We start from the raw sequence: 22368 nt of genomic DNA, 5'->3' as shown, positions 1-22368 counted from the left end.
GTACTGGACCAGCCCGGCCACTTCTACCCCACCACCCTCGTGGCCGACATTGACAACGACAACCCGCTCGTCGCCGAGGAACAGTTCGGCCCCGCCTTGCCGATCATCCGCTACACCACCGTGGACGAGGCCGTGACAATGGCCAACGCGCTCGACGTCGGACTCGGCGCCTCCGTCTGGTCCGCCGACCCCGAACAAGCCCGCAAGGTCGCGGCCCGCCTCGAAGCCGGGACCGTGTGGATCAACAAACACGGCGCCGTGGACCCCCGCATCCCCTTCGGCGGAGCCAAGCAATCCGGCTACGGCCTCGAATTCGGCACCGAAGGCCTCAAAGCCCTCGGCGTCCCGCAAATCATCAACGGCTGACCCTCCCCCCACCAGGGGTCATCAGTGCAGCGCCTGCGGCACGGGTTCGTGCCGCAGGTAGCTGCGCCGGAACCGGCCGCTGCCSGCGGTCAGGGCCCGCARCTCCACCGAGTACCGCAACAGTTCCTGGTCCGGAACCTCGGCAAGGATCTCGGTCCCCTCAGCCCCGGCGGAGGTGGTTCCGGTCAGGCGCGCCCGCCGGGAGGACAGGTCGCTCATCACGGCGCCCACGTGGTCCTCCGAGACGCTGATGGTCACGGCCGAGACGGGTTCCAGGAACTGGATGCGGGTGGCCGCCGCCGCTTCCCGGAGGGCCAGTGCGCCGGCAGCCTGAAACGCAGCGTCGGAGGAATCCACGCTGTGGGTCTTGCCGCCGATCAGCGTGACCTTGATGTCCACCACCGGGAAACCCGCGGAAACGCCCTTCTGCATCTGGGCCCGCACGCCCTTCTCGACCGAGGTGATGAACGGCCCGGGAATCACTCCGCCCACTGTCTTGTCGACGAACTCGAACCCGGTGCCGCGRTCCAGRGGTTCCACCTCGATGTCGCACACGGCGTACTGGCCATGGCCGCCGGATTGTTTGACATACCGTCCATGTCCGGCCGCCGGCGCGGCAAACGTTTCGCGCAACGGTGTGACCACCGGAACGGTCTGCAGGTTCACGCCCTGGTCGCGCAGCCTGCCCAGGACGACGTCGGCATGGGCCTCGCCCATGCACCACAGGATCAGCTGGTGGGTTTCGCCGTTGCGCTCCACCCGCAACGTCGGGTCTCCGGCGGTAACCTTCCCSAGGTTCCTGGCCAGSGCGTCCTCATCRCCGTGCGTRGCCGCTTCGATGGCAACCGGCATGAGCGGATCCGGCATATCCCAGGGGGCCACCAGCAGCGGGAACTCCTTGGCAGAAATCGTGTCGCCGGTCTCGGCGGWGCCCAGTTTGGTCAGTGCGCAGATATCCCCGGCCACGCAGAACGGCACCGGCCGCAACCCCGATCCYAGCGGCGAGTACAGGTGGGTGACCCGCTCGTCRCTGTCGTGGTCCTCGTGGCCGCGGTCCGCCATTCCGCGGCCRCCCACATGGATCGCGGCGTCCTCACGCACTGCGCCGGAGAAGACGCGGACCAGGCAGACCCTGCCGAGGAACGGGTCGATTGTCGTGCGGACCACCTCGCCGAGCAGCGGGCCSTCGGGGTCGCACTCCAGCGGGCCGGCGGGCACGCCGTCGAGATCCGTCGCCGCCGGGACGTCATGCTCCGCGGGCGTGGGAAAGGCGCGCACCAGGACMTCCAGCAGTTCCGCGAGGCCGAGCCCGGACTCGGCTGAGGTKGGCAGCACCGGGTGGAAKGAGCCGCGCGCCACGGCCGTCTCCAGATCGGCGATMAGGACCTCGGRAGCGATGTCGTCACCCTCGAGGTAGCGGTCCATCAGGCTCTCGTCCTCGCTCTCGGCGATGATCCCYTCGATCAGCGCGCCCCGCGCGGACTCCGCCGCGGCAAGTTCGCCGTCGGTCGCGGCGCGCGTGGACGGCGCCGGTTCGGCCGGGCCGTACTCGGACACCGTCCCGGTCAGCAGCCCCAGCAACCCGGTGATGGCACCGCCAGTGCGGACCGGCAGGTAGAGCGGCAGGATGGCGTCACCGAAAGCCAGATGGCAACGGGCGACGGCGGAGTCGAAATCCGCGCGCGGGTGGTCCAGCCGGCTGATCGCCACGGCCCGCGGCATGCCGAGCCGTTGGCACTCGCTCCAGAGAGCTGTGGTCGCGGCGTCGATGTCGTCGGTGGCCGAGACGACAAACAGCACGGCATCCGCGGCACGCAGCCCGGCACGCAGTTCGCCGATGAAATCCGTGTAGCCCGGAGTGTCCAGCAGGTTGATCTTGATSTCCCCGRCCGTCACCGGCACCACCGCCAGCGCCACGGAACGCTGCTGCGCGATGGCCGAGGGATCCGAGTCGCCCACCGTGGTGCCCTCCGCGATAGAACCTTTGCGCGTGATGGCTCCGGTGGCGGCCAGCAGGGCCTCGGTGAGCATCGTTTTTCCGGAACCGGAATGCCCCACCAGCGCCACGTTGCGGATTTTGTCCGGCTGCTTCGGCGGTGGCGCGCCGTTGGCATCTGGCCTCCGGAGGTCAGAGGTGCCCCGGGCCGGGCCCCTGGACTGGCCCCTTGACGGAGTCTTGGCGTCTTTCGACGGCATGGAAACCTCCTGGCGTCGCATCCACTCGAGCCTTGCAGGGCCCTTTGTAAGGATTGGACACCCTGGGACGCCCGGACAGCAAGGGCTTTTTCACGCCGYKGCCGGAGCARCCATGGACCCGGATGCCGCCCGGTCCCGGAGCCATCGGCCAAGGGCCTTGCCTTTGCCCTTCCACCAGTTGTCTTCGTCGGCCCCATGGTGCCAGCGGAAGATGACGGCAACCAGGATGAAGACCCCGGCGCCGACGTCCTGCCASGAACCGGCAGCGGCATCCATGAGCACACTGAACGCCATGATCAGGATCGACGGCAGCGCCAGTGTGCGGAACATGGTGTTGGCCACGTACCGCCGGTGGGAYCGCGGRACGGACACCGCCCGGAGGAAGTCRAAGCACAGGCAGACGACCACSARKGCCTGCCCCAGGGACATCAGGATGTGCCCCGGCAGGGAGCCGGCAAACAGGACGGCCGCCTGGAKTCCCGGGCTCACAGCGTGCCCGCCAACGTTGCGAGCCGCGAAGAATCGGCAGTGGACGGATCAAACTTGGCTGGATCATGCATGCGATGCCCCCCGGCGTCTACGCTGCTTCGCTGGCTCCGCGCCCGGGCTTCCAAGGGGAGCTGTGAGCGTGTCCTGCCAGCCTTTTCTGACATTCCAATTCAACGCGCGGCACSGGCCTGAAGTCACGCAAATCAGGTACCCGACTATCGGATGGCCGGTTACCTGCCGGSGTTCCGGTGTACTCAGTTTGTTCCGGCGGCTACTTGCCGGGCGATCGGGCTCATCGCGGCCCTCGTCACGCGGGAAACCTGGGGCCGGCGCGAACGCGCCGCCGTCGACAAGGTCATCGCCGCCGGCAAGTAGACACAAAGGCAGCACGCAACCCGCACGCAACAACAACAGTGCCCGGGACCAATTGGTCCCGGGCACAGCCATTTGTCAGGCCGATTGTCCTAGTCGATGCCCCGCGGCCGCCATATGACCAGCGCCTGCGACCTCGCCTGGGGGCGCTTGCCGCGGGCCAGGCTGACGACGTCGCCGGCCGTTCCGGCGGCGAAGATCCGCGAGTCGGCGCCCTGGCGGCGCCGTCCCAGCTCCTCAGTCAGTTCGCCGACCCGGCGCTGCAGCGCGGCCACCTGGTTCTCCAGCTGCAGGATCCGCTTGATGCCCTCCAGCGAGACCCCCTCCTGGGAGAGCCGCTGGACCTCGCGGAGCATGTTCACATCCCGCTGCGAATAGCGCCTCGACTTGCCCGGGGCACGGCTGGGCGAGACGATGCCCATCCGGTCGTACTGGCGCAGGGTCTGCGGGTGCATGTCCGCGAGTTCCGCGGCAACGGAGATGACGAAGATCGGCTGATCGAAGTCGATGGCCATGGCTGGATTCCGTTCCTAGAGCCGGGCCTTGGCTGCCAGGCCCGCGCGGACGTCCTCATCCGCAGTTGCGGTGGCGAAGGCCTTCACGGCCTCCTCCGCTTCCTTGCTCAGCCTCCGGGGAACGGCGACGTCGATTGTCACCAGCAGATCGCCGGTGGCCTTCGTGTGCTTGACGCCGCGGCCCTTGACGCGCAGCGTCCGGCCCGAGGGCGTGCCGGCGGGAACCCTGACTTTGACCTTGTCGCCGTCGATGGTGGGGACCTCGATATCCGCTCCCAGTGCCGCCTCCGGGAAGGAGACCGGAACGTGGATCCGGAGGTTGTCGCCGTCGCGGACGTAGAAATCGTGGGGCTTCACGGAGACGGTGACCATGAGGTCACCGTTGCCGGCGGGGCCGTACTGGCCTTTGCCGCGGACGCGGACCTTTTGCCCGTCCTTGATTCCGGCCGGGATGCGGACGTCGATCACCTCGCCGTCCGGTTCGCGCAGGCCGATCGTGGTGCCGCGGATTGACCCGGCAAAGGAGATCGAGGTGGACGCGGTGCGGTCCGTGCCCTTCTGCGGAGTCCGCTGGAAGGTCTGGCCCCCGCCACCGAATCCGCCGCCGCCGCCGAAGAGATCTGCGAACTCGGGCGGAATGCCGCCGGATGTGCTGTAACCACCGGAGTGGCGACCTCCGCCGCCGGTAAAGAGCCCGCCGAAGAGGTCCTCGAATCCTGCGCCGCCGGCAGTCCCGCCGGCACCGCCGGGGGCAAAGCGTGCGCCGCCGCCCATGGCACGGATGGCGTCGTACTGCTGGCGCTCGTCCGGATCGGAGAGCACCGAATAGGCCTCGGAGATGTCCTTGAACTTCTTCTCCGCCGCCGCGTCACCGGCATTCGTATCCGGGTGGTGCTGCCGAGCAAGCTTCCGGTAAGCCTTCTTGATATCGGCGTCGGAAGCGTCCTTGGCGACACCAAGGATCTTATAGAAGTCCTTGTCCACCCAGTCCTGGCTAGCCAATGGCGTTTCCTTTCTAATTCTGTGTTGCGGGGCTCGAAGCGATACATGGGCCCCCGCCCCTTCGCGTGGTGGCTAGGTCCTGACGGACCAAGCCACCACGCTCCGGCAGGCCCGATGCCACTCCCGGGGCCCATGTATCGCTCCGAGCCTGTAGTCAACTCACCTTAGGCGAGATTCGCAGTCGGCGCGGAGGCCGGATAGGGGGCGGCGGTGTGGAGGGCACCGCGAAGCGGGCACCGCCCCCTATCCGGCGGAGCGCCAACGCAACCTACGCCGGAACAGCCACAATCACCTGGGCCGCGCGGAGGACGCGGTCGCCGGTCTTGTAGCCCGAGCGCAGGACCTGGCTGACCGTGTCGAGCTCGACTTCGCCGGGCTGCTGGATGAGGGCCTCGTGGATGGTCGGATCGAACTCCACGCCGGTCTCATCGATGCGGACCAGTCCATACGTCTTCAGCGCGGCCTCCAGCTTGGCGGCGATCGCGGCGAAGGGGCCGTCCGCGAGGTCGCCGTGCTGGCGGGCGGCGTCGACGTCGTCCAGCACCGGGAGCAGGGAGTTCAGGACGCCGATGACGGCCATCTCCCCTGCCACGGCGCGGTCGCGTTCGACCCGCTTGCGGTAGTTGACGTACTCGGCCTGCAGCCGGCGGAGGTCATTCCTGAGCTCCTCCGCCGCGGCCGCGTCAACGCCCTGCGCCACTGATTCCTCGGCCGGCACCTCGACGCTGTTGAGGATGTCCTCTGCCTGGGACAGGGCGTCCCCGGAACCGGAGTCCCGGGAGCCGGTGTGCTCCTGGTCCGGGTGGCGGGCCTGGCCGGTCTTCGGGTCAACCTTGCGGTTGTCGTGGATGACCGGCTTCTGCGGATCGTTCTCCTGCCCGTCGCCCTGGCTCCGGTCCGCGGAAGAACCGTGCTCTTCTTCGTTACCGTGGTGCGGCATGATTACTTCTTCTCGTCTTCGTCAACGATTTCGGCGTCGACGATGTCCTCGTCGGAGCCGGCTGCCTGCTCGCCTTCGGGGGCACCGTGCGCGCCGGTGGCGCCGTCGGGCGATCCGGCGTGGGCGTAGATGGCCTCGCCGAGCTTGGACTGGGACGCCTGCAGCTTCTCGAACGCGGTCTTCACGGCCGCGTCATCGGTGCCTTCGAGCGCCTTCTTGAGGGCGTCGACGTCGGCCTTGACCTCGGTCTTGACCTCTTCGGGCAGCTTGTCGGCGTTGTCGGCGATCAGCTTGTCCACGGAGTACGCGAGCTGCTCGGCCGTGTTGCGGGTGTCGGCAGCCTCGCGGCGGGCCTTGTCCTCGGCTGCGTGCTCCTCGGCGTCGTGGACCATGCGGTCGATGTCTTCCTTGGACAGCGCGGTGCCGCCGGTGATGGTCATGGACTGTTCCTTGCCGGTGCCCTTGTCCTTCGCCGAGACGTGCACGATGCCGTTGGCGTCGATGTCGAAGGTGACCTCGACCTGCGGGACGCCGCGCGGTGCCGGAGCGATGCCGGTCAGTTCGAACGTGCCCAGCGGCTTGTTGTCGCGGGTGAACTCACGCTCGCCCTGGAAGACCTGGATCGCCACGGACGGCTGGTTGTCATCCGCGGTGGTGAAGGTCTCGCTGCGCTTGGTGGGGATGGCGGTGTTGCGTTCGATCAGGTGCGTCATGATGCCGCCCTTGGTTTCGATGCCAAGGGACAACGGGGTGACGTCGATCAGCAGCACGTCCTTGCGTTCGCCCTTGAGGACGCCGGCCTGCAGGGCGGCGCCGACGGCGACGACCTCATCGGGGTTGACGCCCTTGTTGGGCTCCTTGCCGCCGGCCAGTTCCTTGACGAGGTCGTAGACGGCCGGCATGCGGGTGGAACCGCCGACGAGCACGATGTGGTCGATCTCGGAGAGCTTGATGCCGGCTTCCTTGATGACGTCCTGGAACGGCTTCTTGGTGCGGTCCAGCAGGTCCTTGGTGAGGTCCTGGAACTTGGCGCGGGTCAGCTGCTCGTCCAGGTGGACCGGGCCGTCGGGGGTGACGGAGAGGTACTGGAGGGAGACGTTGGTGCTGGAGGAGGAGGAGAGTTCCTTCTTGGCCTGCTCCGCGGCTTCGCGGAGACGCTGCAGGGCGATCTTGTCCTTGGTCAGGTCGATGCCCTTGACCTTGAGCTGGTTCAGCAGGTACTCCACGACGCGCTGGTCCCAGTCGTCGCCGCCGAGGTGGTTGTCACCGGCGGTGGCGCGGACCTGGATGGTGGAGAAGTTGTCCTCGTCCTTGCCGACTTCCAGGAGCGAGACGTCGAAGGTTCCGCCGCCGAGGTCGAAGACCAGGATGAGTTCGTCTTCCTTGCCCTTGTCCAGGCCGTAGGCCAGGGCGGCCGCGGTGGGCTCGTTGACGATGCGCAGGACGTTCAGGCCGGCGATTTCGCCGGCTTCCTTGGTGGCCTGGCGCTGGGCGTCGTTGAAGTAGGCCGGGACGGTGACGACGGCGTCGGTGACCTTTTCGCCCAAGTAGGACTCGGCGTCGTTCTTGAGCTTCATGAGGATACGGGCGGAAATTTCCTGCGCCGTGTACTTCTTGTCGTCGATCGCGACGGACCAGTCAGTGCCCATGTGGCGCTTGACGGAAGCGATGGTGCGGTCAATGTTGTTGACGGCCTGGCGCTTGGCGATCTCGCCGACGAGGACCTCGCCGGACTTGGAGAAGGCAACAACCGACGGCGTGGTGCGGCCACCCTCGGCGTTGGCAATGACGGTGGGCTCGCCACCTTCGAGAACGGAGACGACGGAGTTGGTGGTTCCGAGGTCAATACCTACTGCACGTGACATGGATTGTTTCCTTACTTTCCTTGGAATCTTGCGGAGATGGCCGCGGACCACAGCGGCTCTAGCCGCCGGGCCGACCGTTATTGAGCGATCTACACTCAACTTTACCTAGACCCGGAAATTAGTCAATCCAAGTTGAGCGCACTCGACTCAACTTTGGCCTCAAGTTCAATCCTCGGTCGGCCCAGTCCACGGAAATTCCCCGGATTTCAGCCCCTCCAGCGACTCCCGGGCAGCGTTTCGCCCTGCGCGAACCTGCCACCAGGCCCGTGCAGTTGGGTCCGCGCCGCCATGTCGGCGCCGCGGGGGTTATTCGGGACGGGACGTCCCGGCGGTCCCGTAGTCGCCCTCGGGATACTCGGCCTCCTCGACGACGGCGGCCGGCTCGGCGGCAACTCCCCCCTCGCCGTAGTCACCTTCGGGATAGTCGCCTTCAACCTCTCCGACGGCGGCCGCTCCGGCGAGGCCGGCCTCGCCGTAGTCCCCGGTCGCGTACTCCCCCTCGACGGCCGTGGGCGGGACCTCGCCCGTCTCGCCGGCGGAGCCGTAGTCGCCCTCGACGTACTGCCCCTCAGCCTCACCGGCTTCCGGCTCGCTTTCCGCGGGGACGGCGTCAACGTTCTCGGGCGCCGCGCTTCCGGGCCGGTCCCGGTCGGCCCTGTTTTCCGCAGGGACATTCGCTTCAGGCCTGTTTTCTTCGGACATTGGATGGATCCTTCCTTGGACGCATCGGGTACGCCCGTGCGGGCGCAGGGGCAGTCTATCGAGCGCCACGGCGGGGCGACAGAGGGGCCTGGATCAGGAGGCAGCGCCCGCCGCCGGAAGCCCGGCGACGTCGGCGAGCACCGCGAGGTGGTGGGCAAAGAGCTCCTCGCGCGCAGTGAACGTTTCGGCGCCGTACTGGCCGAACACTTCGAAACTGATGGCTCCGAACAGCGAGGTCCAGGCCAGCGTGCCGCGGGCCAACAGGTCATCCGGTACCGCCAGGCCGAACTCCGCCCGGATTTTCGCCAGGTCCCCGGCCAGGCCGGCGGCGACGGTGGGACCCGGCCGTCCGGCCGCGGAAAGCTTGCCTGCCCGGAAGGCGCCGTCGAGGATTCCTATCAGCTTGGTGATCACCCTGGTCCCGGGGCCGGTGGTCCGCTCGGCCGGGGCCTGGTAGCCGGGCACCGGGCTGCCGAACAGCAGGGCGTAGCGGGCGGGTTCGCGCAGCGCCCAGTCCCGCACGGCGCGGCCCAGCGCCGCGAAGCGGCCAGCGAAGTCGGCTTCCGGCAGCGCCCCGACGGTGGCATCCACCTCGTCGCCTAGCTCGTTGTAGGCGTCGATCAGCAGAAGGGTCAGCAGCTCCTCGCGGCTCTCCACGTAGCGGTAGACCGCGGAGGAGACGACGCCGAGATCGCGTGCCACGGCACGGAGCGACAGGGCGGCGGCCCCGTGGACCGCCAGGTGTTGCCGGCCCAGCCGGAGGATGTCAGCAACGGTCTGGGCCCGGGCACGCTCGCGCGGGGTGCGGGGCCGGTGGGCACCGCGGCTGGCTCCCGCCGTCGCCCCGCCTGCACCGCCGGCGTCTACGTCGGGTTCGATCCTGTCCTCTGGCATGGGTCCAGCATTTCACAATCAAGAGCACTGTCAACAAATGTGAGCACTGCTCTTGACAATCTCCGGCCTCGGTTGCATCCTGAATTGGAGAGCACTGCTCTCGCAATCTGACAAGGAGATCGAAATGTCCGAACCTGTGGCCCCTGGGCCCGAATCATCCCGGCTCTACGTCGTCACGGGTGCCGGCCCGGTGGGCTGGACCGTCGCGGAACAGCTTGCAGCGGCGGGCCACCGCGTGCGTATCCTCACGAGGTCCGGGAGCGGACCGGACCACCCGCTGGTCGAGAAAATATCCATCGACGTTTCGGACCCCACCCGGCTGGGCAATGCCTTCCGCGGCGCCACCGCGGTCTTCCACTGCATCCACGGCTCGCGGTACAACGCCGACGTCTGGGCAAGGGAACTTCCCGCCGCCGAGCAGAATGTGCTGGCCGCGGCGGGCACTGCCGGCGCCGTCGTTATCTTTCCCGAAAGCTTGTATTCCTACAGCGCGCCGGAACGGCCAATGACCGAGGAGGGGCCGCGGGAGGCGCACGGCGGCAAACGTGGCGTCCGGACAGCACTGCTCGCAGCCCGCGCGGCCTCCGCTACGGCCACAGTCAGCGTGGTGGCCGGCGATTTCTTCGGGCCCCGGGTCCGGACTTCGCACGCCGGCGAGCGCATGCTCCGCCCCGTCACGGCGGGCAGGCCAATGCAGGTAGTCGGACGGGCCGACCAGCCGCATTCCTTTACCTACGTTCCGGACCTCGCGGCCGCCATGATCGCGGCCGCAGACAGGCCGCAGCTGTGGAACAGGGTGTGGCACGCACCCACCGGGCCGGCCCCGACCCAGCGCGAGCTCGCCGGGGCTTTCGCCACGGCAGCCGGCGCCCGGGCCCCGCGTGTCACGGCTGTACCCGGCTGGGCGCTGAAGGCGATGGGGGTGTTTTCCCCCGACATGCGCGAAATCGCCGAAACGCTGTACCAGTTCCAGCGCCCGTTCGTGATGGAGTCCGCAGCAAGTCAGGCCGCCCTGGGGCTGACGCCGACCCCGCTGCACGAAGCAGCCGCCGCCACCGTCGCCTGGTGGGGGGACCAGGGATGAGGTGACGGCGGCTGCCGCCTTTGGTTCCGCCTAGCGGACGCCGGCATCCTCATTTTCCGCCGGCCGGGAGGACGGCAAGCGGGCCGCGGCGTCGTTCTCTGGACGGCCGGCCTTGCCGGGCCACCAGAGCCGCGGGCCAAGGTCGTAGGCCAGCGCGGGCACCAGCAACGAGCGGACCAGCACGGTGTCCAGCAGGACACCGAAGGCGACGATGAAGGCCAGCTGCACCAGGAACATAATCGGAATGACTCCCAGGGCCGCGAAAGTGGCGGCGAGGACCACCCCGGCGGAGGTAATGACCCCGCCCGTCACGCTCAGGCCGCGCAGGATGCCGGGCCGCGTGCCGTGCTTGAGGGATTCCTCCCGGACCCGGCTCATGAGGAAGATGTTGTAGTCAACGCCCAGGGCAACAAGGAAGACGAAGCCGAACAGCGGCACGGTTGCGTCCGCTCCGGGGAAGCCGAAAATGTTGTTGAACACGACGGCGGAGACACCCATCGCCGCCCCGTAGGACAGGACCACCGAGGCGACCAGCAGGACCGGCGCGAGGACCGAGCGCAGCAGCAGCATGAGGATCACCAGGATCACCCCCAGGACCACCGGGATGATGGTGACCAGGTCGCGCTGGGCGGTGGTGTTGGTATCCAGCGCCGTTGCCGTGACGCCGCCGACGAGTGCGCCGTCGTCAATCTTCTTCAGTTCCTGCCGGAGGGCAACCACGACGTTTTCGGCTTCACCGGAGTCCGCGGCGTAGTCCAGCGTCGCGTTGATCAGGACTTTCCCGTCCCGGACGGCGGGGCCGGCCGCCGGAGCGGCAGGGGCGCCAGGGTTGGCCGCGGCGCCGGCCCTGATTGGGACGCCGCCGTCGGCCAGCAGGTAGGCGTCCCCGACGCCGCTGCCCGCCTTGACCCGCTCCAGCACCTCTTCGGCCTTTGCCGCGCTGGCCACGATCACTGCCGGGCTGCCGGAGCCGGCATCGAAGTGCCGGCCCAGGGCATCCTGGCCGTCGACGGCGTTGGAGGCGGTGAGGATGACATCCGTCTGGGCAACACCGTTGGCCCTGAGCTGCAGGATGCCGGAACCGGCCACTAGGAGCAGCAGGACCGAGGCGACCCAGACGGTCCGCGGCCGGCGGGCAACGAGGGAACCGGTGGCCCGCCACAGTCCCTTCTGGCCTTCCAGCCCGGTCATCAGCTCCGGTTCCCGCTGGGATTCCGGGAGCAGCCTGGGCCGGAACGGCCAGAACGCCGCCCGGCCCAGCAGCGCCATCAGGGCAGGCAGCAGGGTCAGTGCCGCGAAGAGCGCGCAGAGGATGCCCGCTGCCGCAACGGGGCCGAGGGCCTTGTTGGAGTTCAGATCGGAGAAGAGCAGGCAAAGCAGCGCGATGATCACGGTGGCGCCGGAGGCCAGGATCGGTTCCCAGGCCGCCTTCCACGCAGTGAGCGCGGCGGCCGTCCGGTCGGTGGTGTGGGTCAGGGCTTCGCGGAAACGGGCCACGTAAAGCAGGGCGTAGTCGGTGGCGGCGCCGATCACCAGGATGGACAGGATGCCCTGGCTTTGGCCGTTCAGCTGGATCCAGCCGGCCTTGGCCATGCCGAAGACCAGCAGGATCGCGGCGCACAGCGCGAACACGGAGGTGAACAGGACCATGACGGGCAGCAGCAGGGAACGGTAGACGATCAGCAGGATCAGGAACACGGCGCCGAGGGCCACAAGCAGCAGGATGCCATCAATTCCCGCAAAGGCACCTGCCAGGTCCGCTGCCAGCCCGGCCGGTCCGGTCACGAAGGTCCGCATCCCCGCCGGCGCAGACGCCTGGACCTCGCTGCGCAGTTCCTTGACTACCTCTTTCACCTCCGCCGAGGAAGGAATGGGCACCACGAACTGGACTGCCTTCGCGTCCTGGGAGGGGGTGGGGCCAATCACGGTGACCCCGGCCTGCAGGGCCTCCAGCTTGGCCTTGAGGGCCGCGGCCTCGCCGAGCTGGACCGGCGTGAAGGCGGAGTCGCTCTCCACCACGATCACGGCGGGGATCTCCCTGGAGTCCCGGAACTTGGCCTGCCAGTCCTGGACCTTGGTGGCCTCCGCCCCGGCGGGAAGGAACGATGCCTGGTCGTTGGATGACACCTCACCCAAGCGGCCGAATGTCGGACCGCCGACGCCGGCGATCGCCAGCCAGGCCACGACAAGTACCGCGGGAATCAGCCAACGCAGCCAGAACGGTACGCGCGTCGTCGGGGGCGAAGTCGTTTTCATGTGTCCTTCTAGGGTGCGATTCGGAGGGGGCGAGGAATCAACTCCATAGTAGACTATCTCTATGATGGAGATAAATCCACAACGCCCAGTGCCGGTGGAGAATGGAAGGGCAGCCGTCGCCGTGCCGCTGCGGTAAGCACTGCAGTATGCTCCGGAAGGCGCCGTCGACGACGCCGACCGGCCGAGGTCAGACCGCCGCGGCCGCATTCAGGGACGCCACGCCAATGGACGCCACATCAAGAGACAGAGGAGGTCCGCCGTGCCAGTCGAATCCCGGGGCCCATCCGAAGACGCAGGGCCGCCCGAAACAGCCGGGCCGCCGCCGCTCGTCCGGCTCCTGCAGGAATTCAACCTCGAAGCCAACCGCTACGTGGACTCCGCCAGCGACCGCAACGACATGCACAGGACTGATCTGAACGCCCTGGCCGTCATCATGCAGCACACGGCACGGGACCAGATCGTTACCCCGGGCGTGCTCCGGAAGGAGCTGAACCTCAGCTCGCCCGCCACCACCGCACTGATCGACCGGCTCCACAGCTCCGGCCATGTGGTCCGCGAACGCGAGGGCGCGGACCGTCGGCAGGTGCAGCTGCGCATGACGCCCAAGGCCTACCGGGACGGCGGCGCCATGTTCCTTCCGCTGGCCCGCCACATGGGCGCGGCGATCGAAAACTTCACGCCGGAGGAACTGGAGATTGTCACCCGGTTCATGAACTCCATGATCGAGGCCACCGTCCGGGCCGGCGAAGAAGCGGCGCGTGGCCCCGCGCCGGACGGCAGCCCGGGCTGACTTACAGCCCCTGCTCATCCGCAGCCCGCGCCGCCCTACCCCCAGTGCCAGGAGCTCATCCGACGCAAGGGTGAGATCGAGTGGGCAGAGCCTTCTTGAAGTGGGCTTCGGCAGCATCCACCTGAGCTGCGGGTGCACTGGGCGAGAAGACTCGCAGGATGCTGAATTGGAAGTGATGTCGATGATTGAAATCGATGCTATCCAATTCGCGGAGGGCGGAGTTGCCGCCACGCCATTCTCTGCGCAGGCGCTCCATCGTGCGAGAAAGCACTCGGGTCTCGACGGGAAATCCAAGAAAAGGTACAGGTTAAAAACCTACCGTTGCGTCGTGGCAAGCAGCGCATCCAACGGCATGCCACGACGTCATTTCTCCCCAAGAATAGCGATGCCCGACCCCAGAAGAGCTAGGTCCCCGCACACACCTAGCCAACAAGCCGTGCCTCAAGCGCCTTGACAAATTCCGTTTCGACTCGACGAGGCCGGTCAGTTAGAACAATTCTGCTTGACACTTCGGGGGCTTTCATTATCTTGGGCCAACATTTTTCACGTACTTTGTCGACTGCACCAGAGCGAACAAACAATTCAGGGGGACTAATTGGCATCAAATAGGGTCGGCGCCATACGTTGGATTTTCAGTCCGGCACGCACAGCACTCATAGCACTCTTTGCGGTGCTTCTATCACTTCTAACCGCTGCGCCCTCCCTGGCTGCGACGGCGGAGGCTGAGCCCAACGGCACCATGGCGACGGCGACGGTGGTGCCGCTGGGGTCCACGGTTTCGGGTTCGGCGTTGAGTGCAGGCTCGGAGGATTACGACTACTACGCTGTCGATCTGCCCAAGGCGGGCCGGGTCGGCCTGAATTTCAAGTTTCCCGTCGGGCTTGGAGCGGGATTCACCTACAGGGTCAACATTTATGGTGCCAATGGCACCAACCTCTACAGCTTCGACCTGGATGGCTCTCATGCTGACGGCAGCTGGCTGGCCGGCCAGGGCACGTTTCTGCCCGCAGGACGGGCTTACATCCGGATCTACGGCTATGACGGCGCAGCAAGCTGGGGCAAGACTTACACCCTGAACACCACGCTGAGCGCGGGGACCGTGGAGCTCGAGCCCAATGACAGCACCGCGACGGCGACGGTGGTGCCGCTGGGGTCCACGGTTTCGGGTTCGGCGTTGAGTGCAGGCTCGGAGGATTACGACTACTACGCTGTCGATCTGCCCAAGGCGGGCCGGGTCGGCCTGAATTTCAAGTTTCCCGTCGGGCTTGGAGCGGGATTCACCTACAGGGTCAACATTTATGGTGCCAATGGCACCAACCTCTACAGCTTCGACCTGGATGGCTCTCATGCTGACGGCAGCTGGCTGGCCGGCCAACAAATCAACCTCCCCGCAGGCCGCGCCTACATCCGGATCTACGGCTATGACGGCGCAGCAAGCTGGGGCAAGACCTACACCCTCAACATTGGCTGGATTTGGGCCGCAACTCCTGTGCCAGGCATCTCCGGGACTCCCCAGGTGGGTCGGACCCTGACGGCTGTGACGGGAACCTGGTCGCCCACGCCGGACGTGCTCGGATACCAGTGGTTCCGCTCCGGAACCGCCATTACCGGGGCAACGGGCAAAACCTACACGCTGGTTGCCGCCGACCTTGGCAAGACCATCACCCTGAAAGTAACCGGCAGCAAGGCGGGGTACCCCAGCGCGACAAGGACCTCCGCCGCCACGACAGCGGTCACCCCAGGTACCCTGGCCGCTCCGGTACCGACCATCTCAGGCACCGCGAAAGTTGGATCGACCCTGACCGCGGTCCCGGGCACCTGGGGACCGTCACCCGTCACCCTGGCATATCAGTGGAAAGCCGGCGGCGTCGCCATCACCGGCGCGACCGCCGCGACCTACAAGGTCGCCGCGGCCGATACCGGCAAGACCATCACCATCACCGTCACCGGAACCAAGACCGGCTACACCACAACCGCGAAGACCTCCGCCGCCACAGCAGTAGTCGCGAAAGGCTCCCTGACGGCGCCGCTGCCGACCATCACCGGCACGGCTAAGGTCGGCTCGACCCTGACCGCCGTACCGGGCACCTGGGGACCGTCACCGGTGGCCCTGTCGTATCAGTGGAAGGCCAACGGCGTCGCCATCGTCGGCGCGACCGCCGCGACCTACAAAGTAGCCGCGGCCCAAGCTGGCAAGACCCTCACCGTCACCGTCACCGGAACCAAGACCGGCTACACCACCACCGCGAAGACCTCCGCCGCCACAGCAGTAGTCGTTTGACTGTCGAAGATCGATCCGTCCGGCCTATATGAACGGTCAGTTCCTCCCTGATACCCACAGGCGCAGACTAAGGCGAAGTAGCCAACACGATTTGCGGCTCCTTCGTCTTGACCACAGCGGCAGCCGGCGGCGGATCGTCCACGGTGACCGGATCCCGAAAGGGACCGGTCACCGTGAGGTCCCAGGTGCTGAGCAGTTCGGCGGGTCCGCCCATTTCTCATCCCGGGAGGGTAGCGTTCCATTATGAGTGCGCAGCAGCCTGACGATGTGTACACGCACGGCCACCACGAGTCGGTGGTCCGTGCCCATGCCTCCCGCACGGCGGAGAACTCGGCAGCGTTCGTGATCCCCCATCTCAAGCCCGGGGCGTCCGTCCTCGACGTCGGCTGCGGACCCGGCAGCATCACGTGCGATTTCGCAGAGATGGTGGCGCCGGGCAGGGTCACGGGCCTGGACCGCTCCCCCGACATCATCGCCCAGGCAACGGCCCTCGCCGCCGAGCGCGGCGTGGACAACGTCGACTTCGCCACCGGAATCGTCTATGACCTCGACTTTCCGGACGAGTCGTTCGACGTCGTCCACGCCCATCAGGTCCTCCAGCACCTCACGGATCCCGTCGCAGCCCTCCGGGAGATGCGGCGCGTGTCCAGGGCCGGCGGGATCGTGGCGGTGCGCGACGCCGATTTCCACGGCATGAGCTGGTACCCGGCCATCCCCGAGCTCGACGACTGGATGGAGCTGTACCAGCGGATCGCCCGCCGCAACGGTGCCGAGCCGGATGCCGGACGCCGGCTGGTGTCCTGGGCGCAGGCAGCCGGGTTCACGGACGTGGCGCCGTCCAGCAGCAACTGGCTCTACGCCACCGGACAGCAGCGGCGGTGGCAGGCGCGGGTGTGGGGCGAGCGGGTGGTGCATTCATCCTTCGCCGACCAGGCGCTCGAGTACGGCTTTGCCAACGAGGCGGACCTGGCCCGGATCTCCGCCGGCTGGCACCGGTGGGGCTCGACCGAAGACGGCTGGTTCCTGATTCCCAACGGCGAGGTCATCGCCCGGGCGTGAGGCCCTCCGCCTGGGCCGCGGTCACAGCGCCGGCACAGCCGCCCGAAAGTGCAGCCATAACTCCGCGTCAGAGGCTGGTTCCAGGCCGAACCTTCGGCCGGCCCAATCCGGGCCCCAGCAAAGGAGTTTCACAATGGCAAAGATCAACAAGGCTACGGCGGGCATCATGCTCGCCGCGGTGATCGGCGGCGGCGCCATCGGCGCGACGGCCATCCCCGCGATGGCTGCCGATTCCAGCGGCACTTCATCCTCGACCCAGTCCACCGACGGCTACGTCATGGGCGGCCAGCGCGGCCCGCACCAAGCCAACGGGAAGACCGAGGAGATCCTCACCGGCGACACCGCCACAAAGGTCGAGGCGGCGGTGAAGGCCGCCCAGCCGGATGCGACGATCGAACGGATGGAGACCGACGCCGACGGCGCCACCTACGAAGCCCACATCACCAAGGCGGACGGAACGCGCGCCACCGTCCTGCTGGATGCGAACTTCACGGTGACCGGAACCCAGGACGGCCAGGGCGGATCGGGCGGCGGTCGCGGCGGCCCGGGCGACGCGGCCGCGGACGGCTACACCTCCAACGGCTAACCCCGAGCGGGCCTTGGGCATGCCCGGCGCGCCCAAGGCCCGCGAACCAGGGTCGCTCCCGAATTTTCATCAGGCATTCCCTGCCTCCCGATCTCCCGATAGGGTGCACGCAGGACACCCTTGAGTAAGGAGAACCCCATGCGCAAAGTGACGGCCGGCCTGTTCTGCTCCGTGGACGGCGTAGTTGAAGATCCGTTCCTGTGGCAGTTCGACAGCTTCGACGACGAGCTGGGCGCCGGGATGGGCGAGATGATGGGCCGGATCGACACCGGGCTCCTGGGCCGCGTCGGATACCAGCAGTGGGCGGAATACTGGCCCAACGCCGATGCCGACGCTGACTTCGGCGGGTTCATCAACCCGCTGCCCAAGTTCGTGGCGTCCCGGACGCTGGCCGGAACCCTCGAGTGGCAGAATTCGACCCTGATCGAGGGGCCGCTGGAAGACTTCGTSGCGGACCTGAAGAACGGCGACGGCGGCGAAATCGGCGTCTTCAGCAGCATCTCGCTGGTCCGCCAACTGCTGTTCGCGGGCCTGCTCGACTCGCTGATGCTGATTGTCCACCCGGTCATTGCCGGCAGTGGCCGGCGGCTCTTCAACGACGGCGATCCCCAGACGCGGCTGGAGCTGCAGTCCTCCCAGCAGACCAGCAAGGGCAACATGATTCTCAGCTACGGCCTCCGCGGCAGCTGACTCCCGTCAGCTGTTCCGGCGTCCCGCCAGGTTGGCCGCCGCCCTGACAGTAAACTTGGTTCGTGCAACCCTCCCTTTGGCTGGCCCTGGCCGGCGCCGGCGTCCTGATCAGCTTCACTCCCGGCGCGGGCGCCATCAACACCATGAGCAACTCCCTGAACTCGGGATTCCGACGTTCCCTGTGGGGCATCCTGGGCCAGCAGGCCGCCCTGGTGGTGCACATCCTGATCGTGGCCCTGGGCGTCGGGGTGCTGGTGGCAAGCTCGCCGGTAGCTTTTAACGTGATCCGCTACGCAGGGGCCGCCTATCTGGTGTACCTGGGCATCCGGCAGTTCCTGAGCAAACCGGACCTGGACCAGGAGAAGGCCGCCGCCCTGCGCAACGAGCCGGCCCTGTCCATGTTCCGCCGCGGACTCTGGGTCAATCTGCTCAATCCCAAGGCCGTAGTCTTTTTCCTGGCCTTCGTGCCCCAGTTCATTCGGCCGGAGCAGCCGCTGCTCCCGCAGTACGCGGTCCTGTCCGCCACCGTGATCGTGATCGACATCCTGGTCATGTGGTTCTTCTTCGCGGCAGCGGCCCGCTCGTTCCAGCGCTTCACGCGCGACGCCGCCGGGCAGAAGGCCCTGAACCGGACGTTCGGCGGGCTCTTCGTCGGCGTCGGCGTCCTGCTGGCCTCAATCCACTAAGCGCGGCGGCCGGTCGGCCCCCCGGACCGGAGCAGGGACCGGCTCACAGTCCGGGTCCGGCAGCGTCCCGGCTCCGGTCAGACGTGGCCGGGCGTGAGCTTCCTTAGGTCCGCTTTCCGGATCTTGCCGCTGGCTGTCCGGGGCATCTCGTCCACGAAGACCACGGATTTGGGGATCTTGTACCGCGCGAGCCTGCCTTCCAGGTGGGAGCGCAGCTGCTCTTCCGTGAGCCTGACACCTTCCCGCAGCAGCACCACGGCCCGCGGCACCTCGCCCCACTTCTCGTCCGGTACGCCGATCACCGCGACACTGCCGACGGCGTCGAGCTCGGCGATCGCCTGCTCCACCTCGGCCGGGTAGATGTTCTCCCCGCCGGAGATGATCATGTCCTTGAGTCGGTCGGAGATGAACACGAAACCGTCAGAGTCCTTGTAGCCCATGTCACCGGACTTGAACCAGCCGTCAGCGGTGTAGGACTCCGCGGAGGCCTCGGGCCGGTTCCAGTACTGGGGGATGACATTCGGGCCCTTGATCTGGATCTCCCCCACGGTTCCGGGCGCGGCGGGACCGGCCTCCGGGTCCATGGGGTCGGCCACCCTGACATCAGTGAAGAAATGCGGCAGCCCCGAGGATCCTGCTTTGTCCCGGGACCTGGCGGCCGGCAAGGTGGTGGCGCCCGGGGCCGTCTCGGTCATGCCGTAGCCGTTGGAGAAGCGCAACCCCCGCCGTTCGTAGGCTTCCAGGACCCGCATGGGCACGGCGGACCCGCCGCACGTCAGCTTGTTCAGCGAACTGAGGTCAGTGGCGTCCCAGTCGGGATGCTCGCACAGCATCTGGTAGGTGGTGGGCACCCCGCTGATGGTCGTTGCGCGGTGCCGCTCGATCAGCTCCAGCGTCCGACGGGGATCAAATTTGGCTTCCAGGACTACGGTGCCGCCCTTCAGGAGTGTGGGCAGGACGCCCATGTCGAGGGAGGCGACGTGGAACATCGGGGAGATCATGAGGGCAACATCGGCAGAGGAAAAGTCGAAGTCGACCAGCACGTTGACGCAGTTCCACGTGATGTTGCCGTGGGTCAGGAGCGCCCCTTTGGGGTTTCCGGTGGTGCCGGAGGTGTAGAGGATCATGGCGGCGTCGTCCAGGCCCACAGGCTCATCCGGCGGCAGCGCCGCACTGGAGGCGATCACCGCCTCAAACGCCTCCACGGCGGTTCGGCCGGCCCCAACGCCGCCGTCGAGCACCGTTGGCTCGGGCCCCGTTGACTCCTCGACGACGATCCGCCGACCGACCGAGGTCCCCGCTGAGCCGCTTTCCGCGAGCCCGTCGAGCGCCGCCGAGTGGACCAGCAGGACCGCGCCGCTGTCCCGGAGCTGGAACTGGATCTCCGGCGGCGCGAGCCGGGTGTTCAGCGGGACAAAGACGGCGCCGGCCAGGCCTGCGGCGAAGAGGGTCTCCAGGAAGGAGGGATGGTTTTCGCCCAGGTAGGCCACCCTGTCGCCCTTGGCCACGCCGCGGTCCCGGAAAGCGTTAGCGAGCCGGGTGGAACGTTCCGCGAGCTGGACGTAGCTGAGCTCCCGGGCCCCGGCGATGACGGCGGTCTTGGTGCCCGACTTCGGGCGGCGCCGTTGCAGCCACGAGCCGATGCCAAAATTCTCCACGGCAAATCCTTTCTAGTTAGACGGTAGCGCCTGTGGGCCGGTCAGGACCCGACAGTCTGCAGATCGTTGTTCTTGGGCTCGCGCGTCAGCAGGATGAAGACGATCGACACGACGGACATGATGGCCAGGTACCAGACAACGGCGGCGGTGTTCTGTCCGGAGTCCTTGAAGATCTGCGCCACGATGCCCGGGGTGAAGCCCGCGCCGAGGAGCGTGGCGAGCTGGTAGCCCAGCGAGGCGCCGGTGTAGCGCGAGGTGGTGCCGAACTGCTCGGACACAAAAGCCGCGAGCGGGCCGAACAGGGTGGAGTGGATCATGAGGCCGACAGCGAAAGCCACAAAGATCAGCCCGATGTTGTTGGAGGACAGAAGCTGGAACATCGGCGTGAGGTAAAGGATGAAGAGCACCAGGCCGCCGATCATCACGGGCCGCCGTCCCCACTTGTCGGAGAGTCGGCCGCCCATGATCACGAAGGCGATGGACACGAAGGAGGCTGCCGCGAAGGCGTAGAGCACGCCCTGCCTGTCAGCGCCCTTGGACACGGCATAGGTCACGGAGAACGTTGCCAGCACCACTTGGAGCGCAAACCCCGCTGCGCCGGCCAGCATGGTGAAGATGAGGGTCTTGGGCCTGCGCAAGACCTGCAGGAGGGGAATCTCGCGGCGCACCGGCGCGCCGCCTGGCGCTGCCTGCCGCCGGACGTTGTCCTGCTCGGCTTTCTCCTGTTCGGCCTTCTCCTGTTCCAGCGCCGCCTTGAAGATCGGGCTTTCGGAGACCTTGAGCCGGACAAACATGCCGACGACCAGCAGGACGAAGGACAGCAGGAACGGCACGCGCCAGCCCCAGGCCAGGAATTGCTCGTTGGGCAGGGCCGCGAAGGCGCCCATGACCAGAGTGCCCAGCACCGCGCCGGTGGGGGCGCCGGCGTTGACGAACGAGGCCGCGAAACCGCGCTTGCCCGATTCCGAGTGCTCAAGCGCCATGAGGGCGGCGCCGCCCCACTCCCCACCGACGGCAATGCCCTGGCAGACGCGGAGGACCACGAGCATCACAGCACCCCATGCTCCGGCCACCGCGGCGCCGGGTACGAGCCCGATCAGGGTGGAGGCGATGCCCATGACCAGCATCGAGACAATCAGCATGTTCTTGCGACCGAGCCTGTCGCCGAAGTGGCCGAAAATGATTCCGCCGAGGGGCCGCGCCACGTAGCCGGCGGCAAACGTCCCGTAGGCGGCCACCACCCCCACCCATTCGTCCATGCCGGAGAAGAACACTTTGGGAAAGACCACGGCGGCGGCCGTGGCATAGAGCAGGAAATCGTAGTACTCGATGGTGCTGCCGAGATAGCTGGAGGCAATGACGGTCCGTGCTTCACGGCGACGCGTACCCGCGTCCATGGCCTGCAACTGCGAAATTTGGGACATCGTTGTTCCTTATGGCAGAGGGGTGTGGGCTAAGGGATGGGTGGCCGGCGCGGCTTACTTGTAGAAGCGGGCGAGGAACTCGGCGACGACGGCGGGGCGCTCCTGTCCTTCGATCTCGATCGTGTTGGCCACCTTGATCTGGGCGCCGCCCTTGACCTCGGTGACCTCGGCGATGGTGGCCCGCATGCGGATGCGTGAACCCACCTTGACCGGGGAGGTGAAGCGGACCTTGTCGAGGCCGTAGTTGACCTTGGTGGTGACGCCGTCGACGTCGAACAGCTCGCCCCAGAACGGGATGATGAGCGAGAGGGTGAGGAAGCCGTGGGCGATCGGGGCGCCGAACGGGCCGTCCTTGGCGCGTTCCGGGTCAACGTGGATCCACTGGTCATCGCCCGTGGCGTCGGCGAATTTGTTGATTTGTTCCTGGGTGATTTCGCGGTAGTCGGTGACACCGAGGTCGGTACCGGCGAGGGTGAGCAGTTTGTCGAAGTCGACGACGAGGTTGGGCATCTT

The 22368-nt window shown here is 67.2% G+C and carries 21 protein-coding genes; 8 read left to right on the top strand and 13 right to left on the bottom strand.

Annotated elements, in window-relative coordinates; translation table 11 throughout:
- Positions 1-366, top strand: a 366-nt coding sequence (locus AC1DEY_RS11090) for an aldehyde dehydrogenase family protein (RefSeq protein WP_476867980.1), incomplete at its 5' end; no start/stop codon positions are given.
- Positions 367-387: 21 nt separating this feature from the next.
- Here AC1DEY_RS11090 and AC1DEY_RS11085 read toward each other — a convergent pair.
- The 8 genes from AC1DEY_RS11085 to AC1DEY_RS11050 all read right to left on the bottom strand — a co-directional run bounded on the left by AC1DEY_RS11085 (position 388) and on the right by AC1DEY_RS11050 (position 9341).
- The gene (locus AC1DEY_RS11085; RefSeq protein ID WP_476867979.1) at positions 388-2562 is read right to left on the bottom strand and encodes an elongation factor G-like protein EF-G2; all 2175 of its coding nucleotides are present in this window, start codon (positions 2560-2562) and stop codon (positions 388-390) included.
- 90 nt (positions 2563-2652) lie between these two features.
- Entirely contained in the window at positions 2653-2892 is a 240-nt protein-coding gene (locus AC1DEY_RS11080; protein WP_476867978.1) for a hypothetical protein, read from the bottom strand.
- Positions 2893-3515: 623 nt separating this feature from the next.
- A complete protein-coding gene (locus AC1DEY_RS11075; RefSeq protein WP_441409550.1) occupies positions 3516-3938 on the bottom strand; it encodes a heat shock protein transcriptional repressor HspR in 423 nt (140 codons plus the stop codon).
- Between the two features lie 15 nt (positions 3939-3953).
- Complete coding sequence (locus AC1DEY_RS11070) at positions 3954-4940, bottom strand: DnaJ C-terminal domain-containing protein (protein ID WP_476867977.1); 987 nt, start codon at positions 4938-4940, stop codon at positions 3954-3956.
- A 268-nt stretch (positions 4941-5208) separates the two neighbouring features.
- Entirely contained in the window at positions 5209-5880 is a 672-nt protein-coding gene (locus AC1DEY_RS11065) for a nucleotide exchange factor GrpE (RefSeq protein WP_476867976.1), read from the bottom strand.
- A 2-nt stretch (positions 5881-5882) separates the two neighbouring features.
- Positions 5883-7745, bottom strand: a complete 1863-nt coding sequence (dnaK, locus tag AC1DEY_RS11060; RefSeq protein ID WP_441409547.1) for a molecular chaperone DnaK — start codon at positions 7743-7745, stop codon at positions 5883-5885.
- Positions 7746-8051: 306 nt separating this feature from the next.
- Positions 8052-8447: a hypothetical protein gene (locus tag AC1DEY_RS11055; RefSeq protein ID WP_476867975.1), complete on the bottom strand. Its 396-nt coding sequence runs from the start codon at positions 8445-8447 to the stop codon at positions 8052-8054.
- A gap of 93 nt (positions 8448-8540) precedes the next feature.
- Positions 8541-9341, bottom strand: coding sequence for a TetR/AcrR family transcriptional regulator (locus AC1DEY_RS11050; RefSeq protein WP_476867974.1), 801 nt, complete (start codon positions 9339-9341; stop codon positions 8541-8543).
- 124 nt (positions 9342-9465) lie between these two features.
- On the opposite strand from AC1DEY_RS11050, the gene AC1DEY_RS11045 reads away from it, so the two are divergent.
- The gene (locus AC1DEY_RS11045; protein ID WP_476867973.1) at positions 9466-10425 is read left to right on the top strand and encodes an NAD-dependent epimerase/dehydratase family protein; all 960 of its coding nucleotides are present in this window, start codon (positions 9466-9468) and stop codon (positions 10423-10425) included.
- A 30-nt stretch (positions 10426-10455) separates the two neighbouring features.
- Here the strand turns inward: AC1DEY_RS11045 and AC1DEY_RS11040 are convergent, their stop codons facing one another.
- Positions 10456-12681, bottom strand: coding sequence for an MMPL family transporter (locus AC1DEY_RS11040; protein ID WP_476867972.1), 2226 nt, complete (start codon positions 12679-12681; stop codon positions 10456-10458).
- Positions 12682-12940: 259 nt separating this feature from the next.
- Between AC1DEY_RS11040 and AC1DEY_RS11035 the strand changes: the two genes are divergently transcribed.
- Positions 12941-13471, top strand: coding sequence for a MarR family winged helix-turn-helix transcriptional regulator (locus AC1DEY_RS11035; protein ID WP_476867971.1), 531 nt, complete (start codon positions 12941-12943; stop codon positions 13469-13471).
- Positions 13472-14141: 670 nt separating this feature from the next.
- Complete coding sequence (locus tag AC1DEY_RS11030; RefSeq protein ID WP_476867970.1) at positions 14142-15752, top strand: hypothetical protein; 1611 nt, start codon at positions 14142-14144, stop codon at positions 15750-15752.
- Positions 15753-15819: 67 nt separating this feature from the next.
- Here the strand turns inward: AC1DEY_RS11030 and AC1DEY_RS11025 are convergent, their stop codons facing one another.
- The gene (locus tag AC1DEY_RS11025) at positions 15820-15966 is read right to left on the bottom strand and encodes a hypothetical protein (protein WP_476867969.1); all 147 of its coding nucleotides are present in this window, start codon (positions 15964-15966) and stop codon (positions 15820-15822) included.
- Positions 15967-15995: 29 nt separating this feature from the next.
- Here AC1DEY_RS11025 and AC1DEY_RS11020 point away from each other — a divergent pair, with 29 nt between their 5' ends.
- The 4 genes from AC1DEY_RS11020 to AC1DEY_RS11005 all read left to right on the top strand — a co-directional run bounded on the left by AC1DEY_RS11020 (position 15996) and on the right by AC1DEY_RS11005 (position 18773).
- Positions 15996-16811 carry a methyltransferase domain-containing protein gene (locus tag AC1DEY_RS11020; protein ID WP_476867968.1) on the top strand — a complete coding sequence of 272 codons (816 nt, stop codon included), beginning with the start codon at positions 15996-15998 and terminating at the stop codon, positions 16809-16811.
- Between the two features lie 133 nt (positions 16812-16944).
- Positions 16945-17397: a hypothetical protein gene (locus tag AC1DEY_RS11015; RefSeq protein WP_476867967.1), complete on the top strand. Its 453-nt coding sequence runs from the start codon at positions 16945-16947 to the stop codon at positions 17395-17397.
- Positions 17398-17535: 138 nt separating this feature from the next.
- Entirely contained in the window at positions 17536-18087 is a 552-nt protein-coding gene (locus tag AC1DEY_RS11010; protein WP_476867966.1) for a dihydrofolate reductase family protein, read from the top strand.
- Between the two features lie 62 nt (positions 18088-18149).
- Positions 18150-18773, top strand: coding sequence for a LysE family transporter (locus tag AC1DEY_RS11005; protein WP_476867965.1), 624 nt, complete (start codon positions 18150-18152; stop codon positions 18771-18773).
- A 77-nt stretch (positions 18774-18850) separates the two neighbouring features.
- Here the strand turns inward: AC1DEY_RS11005 and AC1DEY_RS11000 are convergent, their stop codons facing one another.
- The 3 genes from AC1DEY_RS11000 to AC1DEY_RS10990 are packed head-to-tail and all read right to left on the bottom strand — an operon-like array spanning position 18851 to position 22365.
- On the bottom strand, positions 18851-20431 hold the full coding sequence (locus AC1DEY_RS11000) for an acyl-CoA synthetase (protein WP_476867964.1): 1581 nt from the start codon (positions 20429-20431) through the stop codon (positions 18851-18853).
- A gap of 41 nt (positions 20432-20472) precedes the next feature.
- Positions 20473-21855 carry an MFS transporter gene (locus tag AC1DEY_RS10995; RefSeq protein ID WP_476867963.1) on the bottom strand — a complete coding sequence of 461 codons (1383 nt, stop codon included), beginning with the start codon at positions 21853-21855 and terminating at the stop codon, positions 20473-20475.
- Between the two features lie 54 nt (positions 21856-21909).
- Entirely contained in the window at positions 21910-22365 is a 456-nt protein-coding gene (locus AC1DEY_RS10990) for a MaoC family dehydratase (protein WP_018774069.1), read from the bottom strand.
- Positions 22366-22368 lie beyond the last annotated feature (3 nt).

The organism is Arthrobacter sp. 05T47 (genome assembly GCF_056395825.1).
Note: the sequence above shows the minus strand (reverse complement) of the source record. Positions and strands in the feature narration are given on the sequence as shown.